The organism is Brevundimonas vesicularis, from assembly GCF_027886425.1.
GTDB classification, from domain to species: domain Bacteria; phylum Pseudomonadota; class Alphaproteobacteria; order Caulobacterales; family Caulobacteraceae; genus Brevundimonas; species Brevundimonas vesicularis_C.
Genome location: NZ_CP115671.1, coordinates 1015468 through 1031590 on the forward strand (window position 1 = coordinate 1015468; position 16123 = coordinate 1031590).

A 16123-nucleotide genomic window follows, 5' to 3' on the forward strand; every position below is an offset into this window, starting at 1 on the left:
TCTTGGTGCGCGGCCTCAGTGCGCGCCGTTCAACTGCTCGAACACCGCGTCGTAGCCATTCGCTTCCGCGAACCGCAGCGGCTTGACCCGTTCGACCAGGATTTCGCCGCGCGGGGTCTCGCCGCGTTCGATCAGGCCGATCACTTCGTCCGTATAGTCGGCCAGCGGCATGGAGGCGGGGTTTTCCGCATGGCCTGGCATTATGTCGGTGGCGACGCCGGGCGGGGCCAACTCCAGCACCTCGACCGCGGTGTCCGCCAGTTGATGCCGCAGGGATTGGCTCCACGAATGCAACGCCGCCTTGGTCGCATTGTAGGTCGGCGTCGCCGTCAGCGGGACGAAGGCTAGGCCCGAGGTCACCGTCATCACCGTCGCCTTCGGCTGGGCCGTCAGATGCGGCAGCAGAGCGGCTGTCAGGCGGATCGGCCCCAACAGATTGGTGGCGATGATCGTCTCCAAGACGGCCAGGTCGAACGGCTGGGCCTTCAAGTCCTCTGCCTTCATGATGCCGGCGTTCAGAATGACGACGTTCAGGGCGGGGTGGTCCTTGACGACTTGGGCGCCGAAGGCGGCGACGGCCGCAGCGTCCTCCATGTCCAGCGTCGCCCAGGCCATGCCGGGATTGGCGGCCGCCGTCTCTTTCAGCACGCTTTCGCGGCGGCCGGTGATGATGATCTGATTGCCGCGCGCGTGCAGCGCCTCGGCGAGGGCGCGGCCGATGCCCGTCCCGCCGCCGGTGATCAGTATGGTGTTGCCGGTGATGTTCATGATCGTCTCCTCGGGATGCGTCAGCGATGAAAGCGAGGTATGACGTTCACTCTCCAACCGAAAGTAGGCACTTAAAACCGCCCTACTTACTGTCCGGAAAGAAATGGCTATGACGGCGCTTCCGCCTGCAAGAATTGGTCATCCCGAGACCGGCGAGGTCGCCGATCCGCGCGTGGAGGCCTTGGTCAACGACGTGATCGGCCGCGTCGCCGACAAATGGACCATGCTGATCCTGGAGGTTCTGGCCGAGCACGGCGAGACACGTTTCACCCGCGTCGGCGAACTGGTCGGGGGCATCAGCCAGAAGATGCTGACCCAGACCCTGCGCCAGATGGAGCGCGACGGCTTGGTGATCCGCACCGTCCACCCCATCATCCCGCCCAAGGTCGAATACCGCCTGACCGACCTGGGCTTCACACTGGCCGAAGCCTTTTGCGGCGTCTGGATGTGGGCCGAAAAAAACATCGACCGCATCGAGGAGGCGCGCGCGGCGTTTGATGGGCGAGATAAATAATCCCGCTCAAATCAGAGCGCCGGGAATCAAGCCTGCACCGTCTCCGTGATGAAGTGCCGCCCCTGCTTGTCCTCGATCTCGACCACCCACAGGTCCGGGTCATACCCGCGCTGGCGGGCGATATAGGCGTCCAGTTCGCTTTCGCTGTCGGATGTGACGGGCTGGATCCACAGGCGGTCGCCGTCGGTTCCGAAGGCTTCGCTGAACAGGCGGGCGGTGCGGGTGGAGGTGTCGTAGGCCTTGACGATGACCGAGCCGGCGCGGGCGTCGCCTTTCTTGACCACGGTCGCATAGGCGCCCTCGATCTGGGCGCGGCGGATCAGGGCGCTGACCCACAGCTCGCTGGAAAGAAGCAATTCGCTAACCCTGCTCGAACACGGAACCCCAACCCTGGCGCGCTAGGGTCGGGGCATGAGGATAGGCCTTTCCCCCCGGCAAGCCAGAGGTTTCCTGTCGGCCGTGCTGATCGCCGCGACGCCCGTCGCAGCCTTCGCCGCGCCGCAGGACCGCTTCTATGAGCGCAGCTTCGTGCTGGCCGCCAACGACCGCTGCGGCCTGTTCGAGCCGCAGCTGACCGCCGCCTTGACGGCCGCCGCCTGGCAGGCGCGGGGCGCGGCCTTGCGCGCGGGATCCAACGACCGGCAACTGGCCGAGACGGCGCAGCGGGCGCGGGCGCGCGCGAACACGACGCCGTGCGGCTCGACCGATCTGAAGACGGTTCAGGGCCGGGTCCAGACCGCCTTTTCCGGCTGGTCGCGCACGACGCGGATGGAGTTTCCCGGCGATCGCCGAAAGTGGAGCGCGGATCGCGCGGCCTATGCGCGCCCGACCTGGCGGCTGATGCAGGCGACCGTGACCGGCGCATCGCCCGTGCGGTTCGGCGTGGTGGGCGGCATGGACCGGCCGGATCAACTGGCCGCCGTCGTGTCCTGGCAGGGGCGCTCGCGGCCGACCGGGGTGCGGGTGGTGATGCGCGATCACACGGTGGCGCCGCGTCCGTGGCTGTCGCACGACCTGCCGCCCGCCGCGCAACGCCGCGCCTTCTGGGCCGCCGGCGTGACAAACGCCGAACCGATGCTGTTGCCCGAAGGTCGCCCGGCCGGTCAGGCCTGGCTATTCCCCGCCGCCGCCGCCGACGCCCTGTCGGCCCTGGACCCGCGCGAGGTCTTCACCGTCGAGTTCCTGTTCCGCGACGGCAGCATCGCCCGCTCCACCTTCGAAGCCGGCGACTTCGCGGCGGGCCGCGCCTTCCTGGCGATGGGGCAGGTTTAGCCTCTTTGAGCAATTCTGCTGTTAGAAGGGGGCTCTGTGATCCAGGCTGTTTGGGCGGCCGTGGGCTTGGCCCTGATCGGCGGGTGTTCGAGTCCTCCGCAAGCTTCTGACGACGTGCGCAAAGTCGGTGGGCGCAGTTTCCGGGTGCCATCAAATGTCGTCGTCAATCCGACGCCCGATTCATTGGCGTTCTATATGCGCGGTTCAGATTTCGGATTGCTGGATGAACATACGCGCGGCGAGCGCCTGTTCATCCAGATACAGAGCGACCGACAGCCTGACGTCGCCAGCGCCATCGTTGGACTGCGGCGGCATGGCGGTGTTCTCGGCCGCGAAGTCTACGGTGGGCTGACGCCAGTGTCCGGCGCTGGGGAAGACGCACACTACTTCATCCAGAACAGATACGGCGGCGCATCGATATTCTGTCCGGTCGATGGCTGGGAATGTCGTGCGCGCGTCCCCTATCGGGATCTCTCAATCAGCATCCGGTTTCCGCAAGCGCGCCTATCCAGTTGGATGTCGGTGATAGACGGCGTCTTAACTAAGGTCGAAAGTTTAGAAGTCTGACGCCGGGTGCCACTACACCTTCGTTCGTTATTCAAAACGGCGCTTCAGTGACGATATCAGGCCTCGACCTTGGCCGGCTTTACGTCTGACAAACTACCCGCCCCACTTAAATCAATCACCATCACCGGCAACCGGATCATCACCGCCGCGCCTTCGCCCAGGGTGCTGTCGATGGTCATGCGGCCGCCGTGCAGTTCGGTCAGGCTGCGGACCAGGGACAGGCCCAAGCCCGTGCCCTGCGCCTTCTGGTCGGCGCCGCCGGCCTGTTCGAAGGGGCGGCCCAGGCGTTGAAGGTCCTGCGGCGCGATGCCGACGCCGGTGTCGGAGACGGCCAGATCCAGGTCCGGTCCGTCGGCGTCCAGGGTGATGGTGACGGATCCGCCGGCCGGGGTGAACTTGACCGCATTGGACAGCAGGTTCAGCGCCATCTGCTTCAGGGCGCGGGCGTCGGCGCGGACCTTGATCGGCTCTGACGGCAGGACGGCGGCCAGCTCGACCCCCTTGTCGTCCGCCTGCAGCCGGACCAGGGCGACGGCGGCGGATACGGCGTCGCGGGCGTCGAACGTCTCCATCGCCAGCTGGTAGCGCTCGGCCTCGATCTTGGACAGGTCCAGGACGTCGTTGATCAGGTCCAGCAGATGGCCGCCCGCCTGATGGATGGCGTCGGCGTATCCGGCGTAGCGTTCGGGCAGGGGGCCGAACAGCTTCTGGCGCATGATGTCCGCGAAGCCGATCACGGCGTTCAGGGGGGTGCGCAGCTCGTGGCTCATATTGGCCAGGAAACGGGTCTTGCCGGCGGACTGGGCTTCGGCCTCGACGCGGGCGGTCTCCAGCCCCAGCTCGCGGGCGAACTGGGCCGTGCCGTCGAACGCCTGGGCGATCAGGCGCGGGCGGTCCGTCTCGTGCTGGAACGGGCCCAGGATCATGACGACCCGGCGGTCCAGGGCGATGCGCGGGGTGAACTGGACCTCGACCGACTGGCCCGACAGGGCGCGGGCCAGGGCCGCGGACACGGCCGGGCGATCCGGCGCATGCACGGCCGAGATCAGGCCCTGTTCCGTCAGGGCCAGCACCGAAAGGGCGGGCGGCGGCGCGCCCCAGGTCGCGACGGCGCGGCCCGACGGATCGAGCAGCAGGGTTAGGGCCGGCTGATCCTCCAGCAGAGCGGCGATCCGGGCGGCCTCGTCCTCGGCTTCGGCCAGCCGATGCTGGCGCGCGCTCCAGGTCAGGCGCATGGCGGCGATGATCGCGCCCATGGCCAGCAGGCCCGAAACGGCGGCCAGCAAGGGGCCTTGCGCCTCCGCCCCGTTCAGCCAGGTTGAGATCAGCCCCGCCAGCAGCGGCAGGGCCACCGCAAAGGCGCCCATCCGGGTCAGGCGATCGGCCCCGACGCGGGCGTGATGCACGCCGTGATCTAGGGCGATCCCCGCCGCCAGCGGCGTCAGGATCAGGCCGGGCAGGGCGCCGGTCACGCCGCCGGTCAGGCCGGCCGAAGCGGTGGCGGCCAAAATCCACCCGCCCATGACGGCCAGCCTCAGCCCCGCGCTGTCGCGCACCATCAGCACGACGCCGAACACGCCGGGGAAGGCCATCAGCAGCAGGGCGGCCAGCGGCGCGTCCTTCAGCCCGTCCATCATTTGGGCCGCCAGCGCCGTCAGGGCCACAGCCACCGCCCAGATGGCATGCCATAAGGCGACCAGCGGAGCGCCCAACGCCGCGTCGTGCGTCGGGTCGTCCTCGTATCTGGCGTGGGCGTCGGGTTTCAAGAAGGGCGGGCCATGGGTTTCGTCTGCGCCCAGACTAGGGCTGCGGCTGAGTCGGTGCGAGGCCGCTCCCCCCTGAGGCGAACCCCATTGCGGCGTTCACCATGAATATCGGGGGACAAAACGGCCGGTTGTCGTTAACGGCCGCGCGGCCTATCTGGCGGCGCATGACCGACCGCACGCCGCCGACCGACACCCTGGACCAGACCCTGGCCGAACTGGCCGAGGATTTCGACCTGCTGGGCGATTGGGAGCAGCGGATCGAATACGTCATCGAACTGGGCAAGGGGCTGGCTCCGCTGGACGAGGCCGACCGGATCGAGGCCAACAAGGTGCCGGGCTGTGCCGCCCAGGTCTGGCTGGCGACGACGCAGGACGATGGACGGCTGTGGTTCGCCGCCGACAGCGACAGCGCCCTGTCCAAGGGCAATATCGCCCTGCTGCTGAAACTGTACTCCGGCCGCACGGCGGCGGAGATCGTCGCCTTCGACGCCCGCGCGGCGCTGGATCGGCTGGGCCTGCCCTCGGCCCTGACGCGCCAGCGCGCCAATGGCTTGAACAGCATGGTCGGCCGCATCCGCGAGGCGGCGCTGGCGGTTCAGTAGTCGGGGGTTGCAACCGCCGGCCCGGCGACCCACGATCGCGGGGTCGTAACCGGGGGCGCGAATGGACCTGCTGAAGATCCTGCGCAGTTTCGAGGAGTTTCTCTTCGAGGCGGTCAGTTGGCTGGTCTTCTATCCCCTGACCCTGTGGCGCATCCTGCGCGGACCGTTGGCGGCGATGGACTATTCGGACCGCGAGCAGAGCGACAGCGAGGAGCGTCGCTACGACGATGCGCTCAGCCCGCCGCTGTTCCTGTTGGCCACCATCGTCCTGACCAATCTGCTGTCGATGGCGCTGCATGTGCCGCCGCCGCCCGAGGCGACCGACCTCAGCCGCGTGGTCTATGCGTCCCAGCAGAACCTGGTCCTGTTCCGCTCGCTGGCCTTCAGCCTGATCCCTCTGGTCGCCGCCGTCACCCTGCTGCGTCACGAGAAGAAGCGCATCAGCCGCGAAACCCTGCGCGCGCCATTCTATGCGCAATGCTATCTCGCCGCCGTCTGCGCCGCCTTCGTCTCGGCGGGCGGGACCATCTTTCAGCGGCCCGAACTGCCCAATGCGGTCGGCGCCGCGATCATGATCGGCGGCACGGCCTGGTTCGTCGTCGTGCAGTCCCGCTGGTTCGCCCGGCGGCTGAACGTGTCAAAGAGGCGCGGCGCCGTCATCGCGGTGCTGGCCCTGATCCGGGCGCTGATCTACCTCCTGGCCATCCTGATCCCCATCGCCCTGATCTGAGCGGACAAGACAGAGTGCAGTGAGGGCGCTCTTGTCAGCGCAGCGCGAAATCTAAGCGGAGGTCTGCTTGCCAGCGTGATGGCCATTTCGGATTTCGACCCATTGCGGACATCCAATCGGAAAAGCATCATTGGTGAATGTCAGCGCCAGACTACAACGATCCTAGGTCCAGACTTAAGCCTAAGCTGCGCTTGAGGCCGATGCGCGGCTCAGGCCCCATTACCGCGCTAGCCGCTGGGCTGTTCATGTACGCCGCCATTCTCTGCATGATCGCATTTCTGGCTAGCTTTCTTCCCGGTGTCGAAGGCGCCGGCAGTCCGTTCTGGTTCCTCGCTGGAGCGGCAGCCTTTGCCATCGGCGCTGCCATCTTTTACGCGGCCCATAAGTTCTTTCGACGCTTCCGCTAACCACCCAAAGCCGACATTTGCCGCGTCCGTTTCCCGCAGTAAAAATTCAGTGCAATCTGTGCACTTCATCCAATGCCATAGTGATCCGCCAGGGCCTGGAGCGCCTGTTTCAGGACGGTCTTGCCCTGGCGGCGGCGCAGGCCGAGGCACGTTTCGGCCAATTGCAGGCTGTCGCCGTGGATGCAGATGCGGGTCAGGATGGGGCGAAGGCGCGGGCCGACGGCGGTCAGCGCCTGTTCGACGCGGCGGGCGGCGGACAGGGCGCGGTCGGTCGGCTCCATCCGCGCGGCGGTTCCTGAGCCGGAGGTCGGCAGGGCGTCCCAGCGCATGGTGAGCGACGCGCCCTTCGTCGCCTGTTCCGCCTCCCGCCGCAGCCGTTCGCCGGCGGCGGCCTCGGCCGGGGTCAACCAGGGGCGGCCGGACGCATCCTTGCGCCGCGCCAGCCAGGCGATGGGGCTTTCGCCCAGATTGGCCCGCGCGCGGACCATGCGGCCGTCCGGCTGCATCAGGTCGCGCTCGCCCGCCACGAAGCCGGGACGGCCGGGGGCGGGGGACGGCGTCGGGTCCGGCTGGGCGCGTCCCGACCAGCCGCCGCCTGGCCGCACGCGCAGGCCGGGCTGGTCGATCAGGGCGCGAAACTCGGTCTCGGTCAGGGTCAGGCTGATGCGGCTGCGGCGATCCGGCGACAGGCGCAGGGCATATGCGCCGCCCTCGGCCGACAGCCACGCGCCGGGCTTGGCCATCAGATCGCGCGCGCGTTCCAGAAGCCGGCTCATTGCGGCAGCTCCAGGCGGGGCGACTGATACAGACCCTGAATGCAGCCTTCGAGGTCGTTCATTAGATCGTCGATGCTGCGCTGTTCGCGCTCGTCCTCGACCCAGCGGCAGGCGGCGCCGACGCTGGCGCGATTGACGCCGAAGACGTGGCCGACCCGCTCCATCGTCCAGCCATAGGCGACGTGCGACAGGTACATGGCCAGCCAGCGCGGGCGGGCCGCGCGCGGGTTCATCCGGCCCCGACCGGTCATCTGCGACGGATGGGCGCCGGTGCGCGCCGCGATCAGATGAATGGCCAGCCCGGCCTTGACCTGATCCTCCTCGGTGACCGGCACCCTGTAGTCCTCCAGCACGAAACGTCTCCCTCTCACGAACTCTCGACGCCGGCATCATAGGTGACCGTGACGTCGCGCTAGGAATATCGTCCTACTGTGCGCCAAAATCGGTCGTGGCGGCTTAACCGCCTTGCGGTTGCGGGCAGCACGTCGTGCGTGAGGGAGGTGAGAGGACGGGCGGTATGTCGGCCGAAACACGGGGCGCGGGTCCAACATGGTTAATAAATTTCGAATCGTTGACTCCAGCCTCTCGACGCCGATTCGCAAATCAGCCTAGATTCGCCTCAATTGGATGGCGTTAACCCTTCTTAAGGTTTTCACGTCTTAACTTGCGAACAAGGTTACCCGGCCGTGTGCCAGGGTGGTTACCGCAAAGCTTTTGCCTGGAGGGGCACGTATGCGCGTCCTGTTGATTGAAGACGATCACGCAACCGCCCAAAGCATCGAACTGATGCTGAAGTCGGAAGGCTTCAACGTCTATACGACGGACCTGGGCGAGGAAGGCATCGACCTGGGCAAGATCTATGACTACGACCTCATTCTTCTTGACCTGAACCTGCCGGACATGAGCGGCCTGGAAGTCCTGCGCCAGCTGCGCGTCGGCAAGGTCAACACCCCGGTCATGATCCTGTCGGGCAGCCACGAGATCGAAACCAAGGTCAAGACCTTCGGCGGCGGCGCCGACGACTATATGACCAAGCCCTTCCACAAGGACGAACTGATCGCGCGCACCCACGCCGTGGTCCGCCGCTCCAAGGGTCACGCCCAGGCGATCATCCACACCGGCGAGATCGCCGTGAACCTGGACGCCAAGACGGTCGAGGTGAACGGTCACCGCGTCCACCTGACGGGCAAGGAATACCAGATGCTGGAGCTGCTCTCGCTCCGCAAGGGCACGACCCTGACCAAGGAAATGTTCCTGAACCACCTGTACGGCGGCATGGACGAGCCCGAGCTGAAGATCATCGACGTCTTCATCTGCAAGCTGCGCAAGAAGCTGGCCACCGCCGCCGACGGCAAACACTATATCGAAACCGTCTGGGGACGCGGCTATGTCCTGCGCGACCCGGCCGAGGGCGTCGTCACCGTCGCCGCCTGATCGACCTTCGATCCGCGATTTCGAAACGCCCGCCGGTGACGGCGGGCGTTTTGCGTTGAGACCCTACTGACGCTTCGCCGGCATGTCGCGGCCGCCCTGGTGCAGGACCAGGCCCTCGACGGCGCCGTCGGCGTTGCGGGTGAAGGTGATCTGGGCGTCGACGGCGGTGAGGTAGAAGGCGTCCTCAGCTTCCGCCGTCAGTTCGAAGGCGGGCTGGCCGGTGGCCTGGGCCATCAGCTTGCCGTCCACGACCGAGATCGTCAGGGCGAAGGTCGGGGCCAGATTATAGACCCCCCCGTAAGCCTTCAGCACCTCAGGCGAGAGGGCGACGGCGCGGCGTTCGCTGGGCAGGGTGACGGTTCCGCCGCGCGCCAGGGTGACCAGGGCCGCGCCCAGCTTGTCCGGCGCCTCACCGTTCAGATTGCCCAGGACGATGACGGCGGTCCGATCGCCCGGATCATAGGCCATATAGGTGTTGAAGCCCTCGATGGCGCCGTTGTGCCAGACCAGACGCTTGCCGTCGGCTTCGGACACCATCAGCCCCATGGCGTAGCCGTTGCGGACCGGCGTGGTCAGGGCGGTCATCGACTGGGCGTTCAGCAGCCGCCCACCGAACAGGCCCTGTTCCCACTTCAGCAGGTCGTGGGTGGTCGAATACAGGGCGCCGGCCCCGGTCGGGATGCTCATGTCCACATAGTCGGCGTTGACGACGCCGTCGGCGCCCAGCGCATAGCCCGAGGCCCGGCGGGGCAGGATCATGTCGTGGCGGTCGTAGCCGCTGTCGCTCATGCCCAGCGGCTGGAACAGATTGGCGGCGACGAAGTCGGCGTAGGTCTGGCCGCTGGCCGTCTCGATGATGGCGCTGAGCAGCACATAGCCCGAGTTGGAATAGGCGAACCGGGAGCCTGGCGCGAAGTCCAGCGGCCGGTTGCGGAACCGGGCGATCAGTTGGCTCATCGTTGCGGGCCGGGTCTTCTGGGCCTCGAAATCGGAAAAGGCGGTGAAGTTGGGCACGCCCGCTGTGTGGCTGAGCAGATGGCGCGGGGTGATCGCGTCCCAGGCGGCCGGGGCGTCGGGCAGCCAGGTCTTGATCGGCGCATCCAGATCCAGCTTGCCCTGCTGGTTCAGCAGCATGACCGCGACGGCTGTGAACTGTTTCGACAGCGAGCCCAGGCGGAACTTCACATCACCGTCGTTGGGGATGTTCCACTCGCGGTTGGCCAGGCCGTAGCCCTGATCCAGAAGGATACGACCGTCGCGGGCGACCAGGACGGCGCCGGAAAAGGCGTCGGCGTCGCTGGAGGCGCGGATCACCTGATCCATGCGCGCCGCGTCCTGGGCGGCGGCCGGGCGGTTGGCCAGCGGGCTGAGCGTGAGGGCCAGAGCGCTGGCGGCCAGCAGCAGGATGGCTGGGCGACGGCGGACGGTGAGCGAATAGGGCAAGGGGGCGGTCTCCTGAACGCGTCACGCTAACGCTTTCAGAGAGAGGCGACGAGGGCGGCGTTCGGATGCAGGCGCGGCGGATTTTGTCAGTTCATCTGTGTTTCAGACCGTTTACACTGGGATGCCTGTGGTCAGGCGGGGGTCTTGAAGCCTGCTGCGATGGCGGCCGCCATCGGATTGGGACGGCCGAAGCTATCGAAGGGCAGGGGCTTGTCCCGGCCATCGTCCTTGTCGCCCTGGCGATACCAGCTGTCGGTATCGCGCAGGCCCCAGACGGTGAAGGCGAACTGCTGGGCCTTGGGCAGGGCCGCGAAGGCCGAGGCCAGTTCGGTGACGCGCGCGCCCTGGGCCGCGATCCGGTCGGCCTGGCTGCGGAGGTCCAGACGGTTTTCGGTGCGCAGGGTGCAGTCCAGCTCCGACACATGGATCGGCAGGCCGAACTGGCTGATCTTGCGCATATAGGCGGCGATGACGCCCTCGGGGATGTCGATCCACAGGTGGGATTGCAGGCCCAGGCCCTGCAGCGGACAGCCGGCCTTCAGCAGCCGCTCGACCAGTTTCAGGAACTGCGCGCCCTTGGCCGGCACGCTCTCCTGATTGTATTCGTTCAGAAACAGGACGGCGTCAGGATCCGCGATCCGGGCCCTTTCGAAGGCGCGCAGGATATAGCCGTCGTGGCCGTATCGCGCCGACCAGTGGCAGTCGCGCATGCCCGAGCCGTCGTCCAGCATCGGCTCATTGACCACGTCCCAGCTGCGGACCTTGTCGCGATAGCGGCCGGCGACCGTGGCGATATAGCCGTCGAAGGCGCGGTCGAAGGCGGCGCCCGACAGACCGGCGAACGCCTCCTTGCCCTGCGCGTACCAGATCAGGGTGTGGCCATGCATCGCCATGCCCTCAGCCTGGGCGAAGGCGGCGATGCGGTCCGAGCGGTCGAAGTTGGGCCGGTCCAGGCCGTCGGCCAGGATGTACTCCATCTTCATCTCCCACTCGGGCGTGAGTTGGGAGACGTTGGCGCGGGCCAGCGCGACCCAGTCCGGGTCGTCGATCTGGCTGGCCTTGATCGCCGTGCCGAAGGGAGCCGGGGCGATGGACTTCAGCGGGGGGACGTTGGGCGGCGACGGCTCCGCCGAGGCGAAGCGGTCGCAGGCGGCAAGCGCGAGCGGGGCAGCGAGGATAGCGCGGCGGGTGGGCGTCATGCGTCTCCCTTCAACGAGGGCAGACGTAGAAGGCTGCGGATCGTCAGACCGCATGCTTCCGCAGGCCCAGCTCGTCGAAGGCGGCGGTTTCGCGCTTGGCGAGGGCGATCAGCTGGTTCAGGCGCGTGGTCTCGGCGACGTGTTCGAACTTCTTCAGCTCTTCGAACGCGCCGGTCAGGGCGTCGCGGGCGCCGGCTTCCTCGGCGTCCAGCACCGACAGGTCGCCTTCGGCGGCGGCCTTCCTTGATTTCCAGCCGTTCAGATAGGCGCCCAGCATCATGCCGGCCTCAGCATCCATGCGGGCGCGGTTGCGTTCGCCTTCGGCCTCGGCGTCCAGCACGGCGATGCGGAGTTCGGCGCCGGCGCGGCGTTCGGCGATCTCGGCCAAGCGCTTCTGCAGCGTCTCGACCTCATAGTTGGAGATGCGGATCAGGGATTGGGCCCAAGCGGTCATCTAAATCATCACTCCCTGATCATGCCTTGGTTCAGGATTGCTTCCAGCCGGGTAAAGGAATCGGAAAGACGCGTCGCATCGTCCTTGTCTTGTCCCAGAAAATCTTCGAGCGCCGGATTCAGGGCGATGGCCCGGTCCACGATCGGGTCGGCGCCGGTGCGGTAGGCGCCGATCTTGATCAGCTCTTCCATATTGGCGTAGGCGCTCAGGCACTGGCGCGCGCGCTTGTTCAGCTCGCGCTCGGGCGGGGTCTGACAGCCGGGCAGGGTGCGGCTGACCGACTTCAACACGTCGATGGCGGGGAAGCGCCCACGCTCGGCGATCTTGCGATCCATGACGATGTGGCCGTCCAGAATACCGCGCACGGCGTCGGCGATCGGCTCGTCATGGTCGCCGCCGTCCACCAGCACGGTGAACAAGGCGGTGATGGGCGCCGCCGTCGTGCCGTCGGGGCGGATCGGGCCGGGACCGGCGCGCTCCAGCAGCTTGGGCAGTTCGGTGAAGACGGTGGGGGTGTAGCCCTTGGTGGTCGGGGGCTCGCCAGCGGCCAGCCCGATCTCGCGCTGGGCCATGGCAAAACGGGTGACGCTGTCCATCAGGCACAGCACTTCCAGGTCTTGGTCGCGAAGATATTCGGCGATGGCCATGGTCATATAGGCTGACTGACGGCGCTTCAGGGCCGGTTCGTCCGACGTGGCGACCACGACGACGGCGCGTTTCAGCCCCTCTTCGCCCAGGGTCTCTTCCACGAACTCGCGCACCTCGCGGCCCCGTTCGCCGATCAGGCCGACGACGACGGCGTCGCAGGTCGCCTCCTTGGCCAGCATGGACAGCAGCACCGACTTGCCCACGCCCGACCCGGCGAATATGCCCAGGCGCTGGCCCCGGCAAGTGGTGGTGAAGACGTCCATGGCCCGCACGCCCAGGTCCAGACGCTCGCCCACCCGGCCGCGCGAATGGGCGGGCGGGGGCGGGGCGCGCAGGGGATAGGGGGCGGGGCCTTGCGGCAGCGGCCCCTTGCCGTCGATGGGCTGGCCGAAGGCGTCGATGATGCGGCCCAGCCAGGCGGTCGTCGGGCGCACGCTGGCGGCCTGGTCGATGATGCGGATGTCGGCGCCGGGGGCCACGCCCTCCACCGGACCGAAGGGCATCAGAAGGGCCTTGGAATCGCGGAAACCGACCACCTCGGCCGGCAGGGGATCGTGGCCGCGCCGCCCGATCTCGGCCCGAGCGCCGACGGCGAGGCGCGACAGGCCGCCGCGCGATTCGATCAGCAGGCCCGACACGCCTGCGACCTTGCCGGTCACGACCAGCGGGTCGATCGCTTCGACGGCGGCGACGAGATTGCGCAAAAATCAGACCCCAGGAACAGGCCTCAACAGATGCGGCAACGTGGTTAACGACCGATGAAGCGCTGCTGGAAGGCGGGGGATAAGACAGCGATTATTGCGTCTCGATTGCAACTCAAACGCGAAACAGTTTTTCAACTAATTAGCCTATTAATCTTGCAACCGAGGCGGGCGGGGGCCGGCCGATAGCGAAGAGGTTGGGGCCTATGTTCGCGCGTAAACCGAAGTCATCGGACATGCAGGATCGGCTGATCGATCTGGACGGCAAGATGGCCGCCATCGGCCGGTCGCAGGCCGTGATCGAGTTCAACCTGGACGGCACCATTATCGACGCCAACCAGAACCTCCTGACCACGATGGGCTATAGTCTGGACGAGATCCGGGGCGCCCACCACAGGACCTTTATGGACCCGGCCGAGGCGGCCTCGCCCGACTACGCCGCCTTTTGGCGCGAGCTGAACGCGGGACAGTTCCTGGCGCGCAAGTTCCGGCGGCTGGCCAAGGGCGGGCGCGAGGTTTGGCTCCAGGCCTCCTACAATCCTGTGTTCGGCCCAGACGGGCGGCCGGCCAAGGTCATCAAACTGGCCATCGACATCACCGCCGACGAGCAGGAGGCTGCGCGCCGCGAGGCCGAACGGGTCGAGGCGGAAAGCGCCCAGACCCTGCTGGTCGACGCCCTGGCGGGGGTGCTGAACAAGCTGTCGGCCGGCGACCTGACTGCGCGGATCGACGCGCAGGTGAAGGGCGACCATGTGCGGGTGCGCGACGATTATAATGCGGCGGTCGAAAGCCTGCGCCAGACGATGGGCCAGGCGCTGCGGGCCGTGTCGGGTCTGCGGGGCGGGGTGGGCGAAATCTCCAGCGCGTCCGACGACTTGTCGCGCCGCACCGAACAGCAGGCCGCCAGTCTGGAAGAAACGGCCGCGGCGCTGGACCAGATCACCGCCACGGTGAAGCGCAGCGCGGACGGCGCCAAACAGGCTTCGGCCGCCGCCCTGGGCGCGCGCGCCGAGGCGGACCGGTCGGGCGAGGTGGTGCGCCAGGCGATCGCGGCGATGGACGGCATCAAGCGCAGCTCGACCCAGATCAGCGACATCATCGGCGTGATCGACGAGATCGCCTTCCAGACCAATCTGTTGGCCCTGAACGCCGGGGTCGAGGCGGCGCGGGCGGGCGAGGCGGGGCGCGGCTTCGCCGTCGTCGCCTCCGAAGTGCGGGCCCTGGCGCAGCGTTCGGCGGAAGCCGCGAAGGAGATCAAGACCCTGATCACCACCTCGGGCCAGGAGGTGGCGCAAGGGGTCAAGCTGGTCGACGAGACCGGCGCGGCCCTGTCGGCGATCGCCGTCAAGGTGGCGGAGATGGACGCCCTGGTCAGCGAGATCGCCGCCTCGGCCCAGGAACAGGCGACGGGGCTGAGCCAGGTCAATACGGCCGTCAACCAGATGGACCAGGTGACCCAGCAGAACGCCGCCATGGTTGAACAGACGACCGCCGCCGCCATGAGCTTGAAGTCCGAAACCGAACAACTGGCCCTGCTGGTCGAACGGTTCGAGACGGGCGAGGCGCCGGCTCAGACCCGCGTCCACGACCTGTCGCAGGCCGCCGCCCCCGTCCCCCTGGCCCGCGAACGCGCCCGCATCCGGGCCTTCGCTAGCGGCGGCGCGGCCGCGGCTGCGGCGGCGTCGAGCGCGGGCTGGGAAGAGTTCTGACCACCCCGCCTCCGCTCATCCCCGCGAAAGCGGGGACCCAGTCCTTTCGCATGGCAGGGTGCGTAGGATTGGCGGTGTGACTGAACTCAGCCGGTGGAACGCCCAAAGCGCTGGGTCCCCGCTTTCGCGGGGATGAGCGGGGAAATTAGAGCCTAAACCGGTTCCGCCCCGATCTTCGCCTCCCGCGTCGTCGCGATGGCGCCGACCGAGGCGGCGACGATGGCGGCGATGGCGAGCCATTGCTGGCCTGTCAGATGCTCGTGCAGGATCACAAGCCCCGCCAGGGCGCCGACCGCCGGCTCGGCGCTGAGCACCACGCCGAAGGTGCGTTTGGGGATGCTGCGCAGGGCGACCATTTCCAGCGAGTAAGGCAGGGCGCTGGAGAAGATCGCCACCGCCACGCCCGCCAAAATGATGGCGGGGTTCAGCAGGGCCGCGCCCGGATGGGCCACGCCGAACGGCACGACGACCAGGGCCGCCACGCTCATGCCCAGCGCCACCGACTGACCGGCGTGCAGGTGCGACAGCCGCTTGCCGAAGACGATGTACAGCGCCCAGCACAGGCCGGCGAAGGCGGCCAGCGCCATGCCGACGGGATCCAGCGCGCCGGCCCCGGCCTTGATCGGCAACAGCAGGCCCAACCCCAAGACCGCCAGACCAATGCAGGCGAAATGAATGGGCTTCCTCGAATGGATCAGGGCCAGGGTCAGCGGCCCCATGAACTCGATGGCGATGGCCAGGCCCAGCGGAATGGTGCGCAGGGCCATGTAGAAGCTGAGGTTCATCGCCCCCAGCACGACGCCGTACAGCGCAATGGCGCCCAGATCCGCGCGGGTCAGGCGGAACCGCCAGGGCCGGAAGACGGCGACCAGCAGAACGGCTGAAATCCCGACGCGATAGGCCGAGGTCCCCTCCGCCCCGATCACCGGAAACAGCGTCTTGGCGAAGGAGGTGCCACACGCCAGCGTCACCATGCCCGCAAACAGCGCCAGATAGGGGATCAGGCGCGCCGCCAGCGGCGAGTTCAGATGGGTTTTCAGGGCCAGCGACGTCATGGCGTAAAGCTAGCGTAACGCCGCTTGCGCTTCCCGGCGAGTTTCCGCTTGAATGCGACGGAAATCGTCAATGGAGAC

General features: G+C 67.4%; 18 protein-coding genes. 8 read left to right on the plus strand and 10 right to left on the minus strand.

Features of this window, described 5'->3' with window-relative positions; translation table 11 throughout:
• Positions 1–15: 15 nt before the first annotated feature.
• Positions 16–768 carry an SDR family oxidoreductase gene (locus PFY01_RS05045; protein WP_271042654.1) on the minus strand — a complete coding sequence of 251 codons (753 nt, stop codon included), beginning with the start codon at positions 766–768 and terminating at the stop codon, positions 16–18.
• 109 nt (positions 769–877) lie between these two features.
• Between PFY01_RS05045 and PFY01_RS05050 the strand changes: the two genes are divergently transcribed.
• On the plus strand, positions 878–1282 hold the full coding sequence (locus tag PFY01_RS05050) for a winged helix-turn-helix transcriptional regulator (RefSeq protein WP_271042655.1): 405 nt from the start codon (positions 878–880) through the stop codon (positions 1280–1282).
• A 26-nt stretch (positions 1283–1308) separates the two neighbouring features.
• On the opposite strand, the gene PFY01_RS05055 is transcribed toward PFY01_RS05050, so the two are convergent.
• Complete coding sequence (locus tag PFY01_RS05055) at positions 1309–1638, minus strand: DUF1491 family protein (protein ID WP_271042656.1); 330 nt, start codon at positions 1636–1638, stop codon at positions 1309–1311.
• A gap of 55 nt (positions 1639–1693) precedes the next feature.
• Here PFY01_RS05055 and PFY01_RS05060 point away from each other — a divergent pair, with 55 nt between their 5' ends.
• Both PFY01_RS05060 and PFY01_RS05065 read left to right on the plus strand, forming a co-directional pair.
• A complete protein-coding gene (locus tag PFY01_RS05060) occupies positions 1694–2554 on the plus strand; it encodes a hypothetical protein (protein WP_271042657.1) in 861 nt (286 codons plus the stop codon).
• A gap of 66 nt (positions 2555–2620) precedes the next feature.
• Complete coding sequence (locus PFY01_RS05065) at positions 2621–3121, plus strand: hypothetical protein (protein ID WP_271042658.1); 501 nt, start codon at positions 2621–2623, stop codon at positions 3119–3121.
• 56 nt (positions 3122–3177) lie between these two features.
• Here the strand turns inward: PFY01_RS05065 and PFY01_RS05070 are convergent, their stop codons facing one another.
• Positions 3178–4887, minus strand: coding sequence for a sensor histidine kinase (locus PFY01_RS05070; protein WP_271042659.1), 1710 nt, complete (start codon positions 4885–4887; stop codon positions 3178–3180).
• Between the two features lie 164 nt (positions 4888–5051).
• Here PFY01_RS05070 and PFY01_RS05075 point away from each other — a divergent pair, with 164 nt between their 5' ends.
• From PFY01_RS05075 to PFY01_RS05085, 3 genes are all read left to right on the plus strand, one after another.
• Positions 5052–5489: a SufE family protein gene (locus PFY01_RS05075; protein ID WP_205681620.1), complete on the plus strand. Its 438-nt coding sequence runs from the start codon at positions 5052–5054 to the stop codon at positions 5487–5489.
• A 61-nt stretch (positions 5490–5550) separates the two neighbouring features.
• Entirely contained in the window at positions 5551–6219 is a 669-nt protein-coding gene (locus tag PFY01_RS05080; protein ID WP_055754062.1) for a hypothetical protein, read from the plus strand.
• Positions 6220–6464: 245 nt separating this feature from the next.
• Positions 6465–6626, plus strand: a complete 162-nt coding sequence (locus PFY01_RS05085) for a hypothetical protein (protein ID WP_156146727.1) — start codon at positions 6465–6467, stop codon at positions 6624–6626.
• 65 nt (positions 6627–6691) lie between these two features.
• On the opposite strand, the gene PFY01_RS05090 is transcribed toward PFY01_RS05085, so the two are convergent.
• Together PFY01_RS05090 and PFY01_RS05095 are read right to left on the minus strand one after the other, a co-directional pair.
• On the minus strand, positions 6692–7402 hold the full coding sequence (locus PFY01_RS05090; protein ID WP_271042660.1) for a DUF6456 domain-containing protein: 711 nt from the start codon (positions 7400–7402) through the stop codon (positions 6692–6694).
• A complete protein-coding gene (locus tag PFY01_RS05095; RefSeq protein WP_271042661.1) occupies positions 7399–7755 on the minus strand; it encodes a chromosomal replication initiator DnaA in 357 nt (118 codons plus the stop codon). The genes PFY01_RS05090 and PFY01_RS05095 overlap by 4 nt, the downstream gene beginning before the upstream one ends.
• Positions 7756–8134: 379 nt before the next feature.
• On the opposite strand from PFY01_RS05095, the gene ctrA reads away from it, so the two are divergent.
• On the plus strand, positions 8135–8836 hold the full coding sequence (gene ctrA / locus PFY01_RS05100; RefSeq protein ID WP_017505852.1) for a response regulator transcription factor CtrA: 702 nt from the start codon (positions 8135–8137) through the stop codon (positions 8834–8836).
• Between the two features lie 63 nt (positions 8837–8899).
• Here the strand turns inward: ctrA and PFY01_RS05105 are convergent, their stop codons facing one another.
• The 4 genes from PFY01_RS05105 to fliI all read right to left on the minus strand — a co-directional run bounded on the left by PFY01_RS05105 (position 8900) and on the right by fliI (position 13284).
• Positions 8900–10279, minus strand: a complete 1380-nt coding sequence (locus tag PFY01_RS05105; protein WP_271042662.1) for a serine hydrolase — start codon at positions 10277–10279, stop codon at positions 8900–8902.
• Positions 10280–10410: 131 nt separating this feature from the next.
• Positions 10411–11478, minus strand: coding sequence for an endo-1,4-beta-xylanase (locus tag PFY01_RS05110; protein ID WP_271042663.1), 1068 nt, complete (start codon positions 11476–11478; stop codon positions 10411–10413).
• 43 nt (positions 11479–11521) lie between these two features.
• A complete protein-coding gene (locus tag PFY01_RS05115; protein ID WP_271042664.1) occupies positions 11522–11932 on the minus strand; it encodes a flagellar export protein FliJ in 411 nt (136 codons plus the stop codon).
• Positions 11933–11940: 8 nt separating this feature from the next.
• A complete protein-coding gene (gene fliI, locus PFY01_RS05120) occupies positions 11941–13284 on the minus strand; it encodes a flagellar protein export ATPase FliI (protein ID WP_066552424.1) in 1344 nt (447 codons plus the stop codon).
• A gap of 203 nt (positions 13285–13487) precedes the next feature.
• Between fliI and PFY01_RS05125 the strand changes: the two genes are divergently transcribed.
• Positions 13488–14990, plus strand: a complete 1503-nt coding sequence (locus tag PFY01_RS05125; RefSeq protein ID WP_271042665.1) for a methyl-accepting chemotaxis protein — start codon at positions 13488–13490, stop codon at positions 14988–14990.
• Between the two features lie 152 nt (positions 14991–15142).
• On the opposite strand, the gene PFY01_RS05130 is transcribed toward PFY01_RS05125, so the two are convergent.
• On the minus strand, positions 15143–16045 hold the full coding sequence (locus PFY01_RS05130; RefSeq protein ID WP_271042666.1) for an EamA family transporter: 903 nt from the start codon (positions 16043–16045) through the stop codon (positions 15143–15145).
• Between the last annotated feature and the right edge of the window lie 78 nt (positions 16046–16123).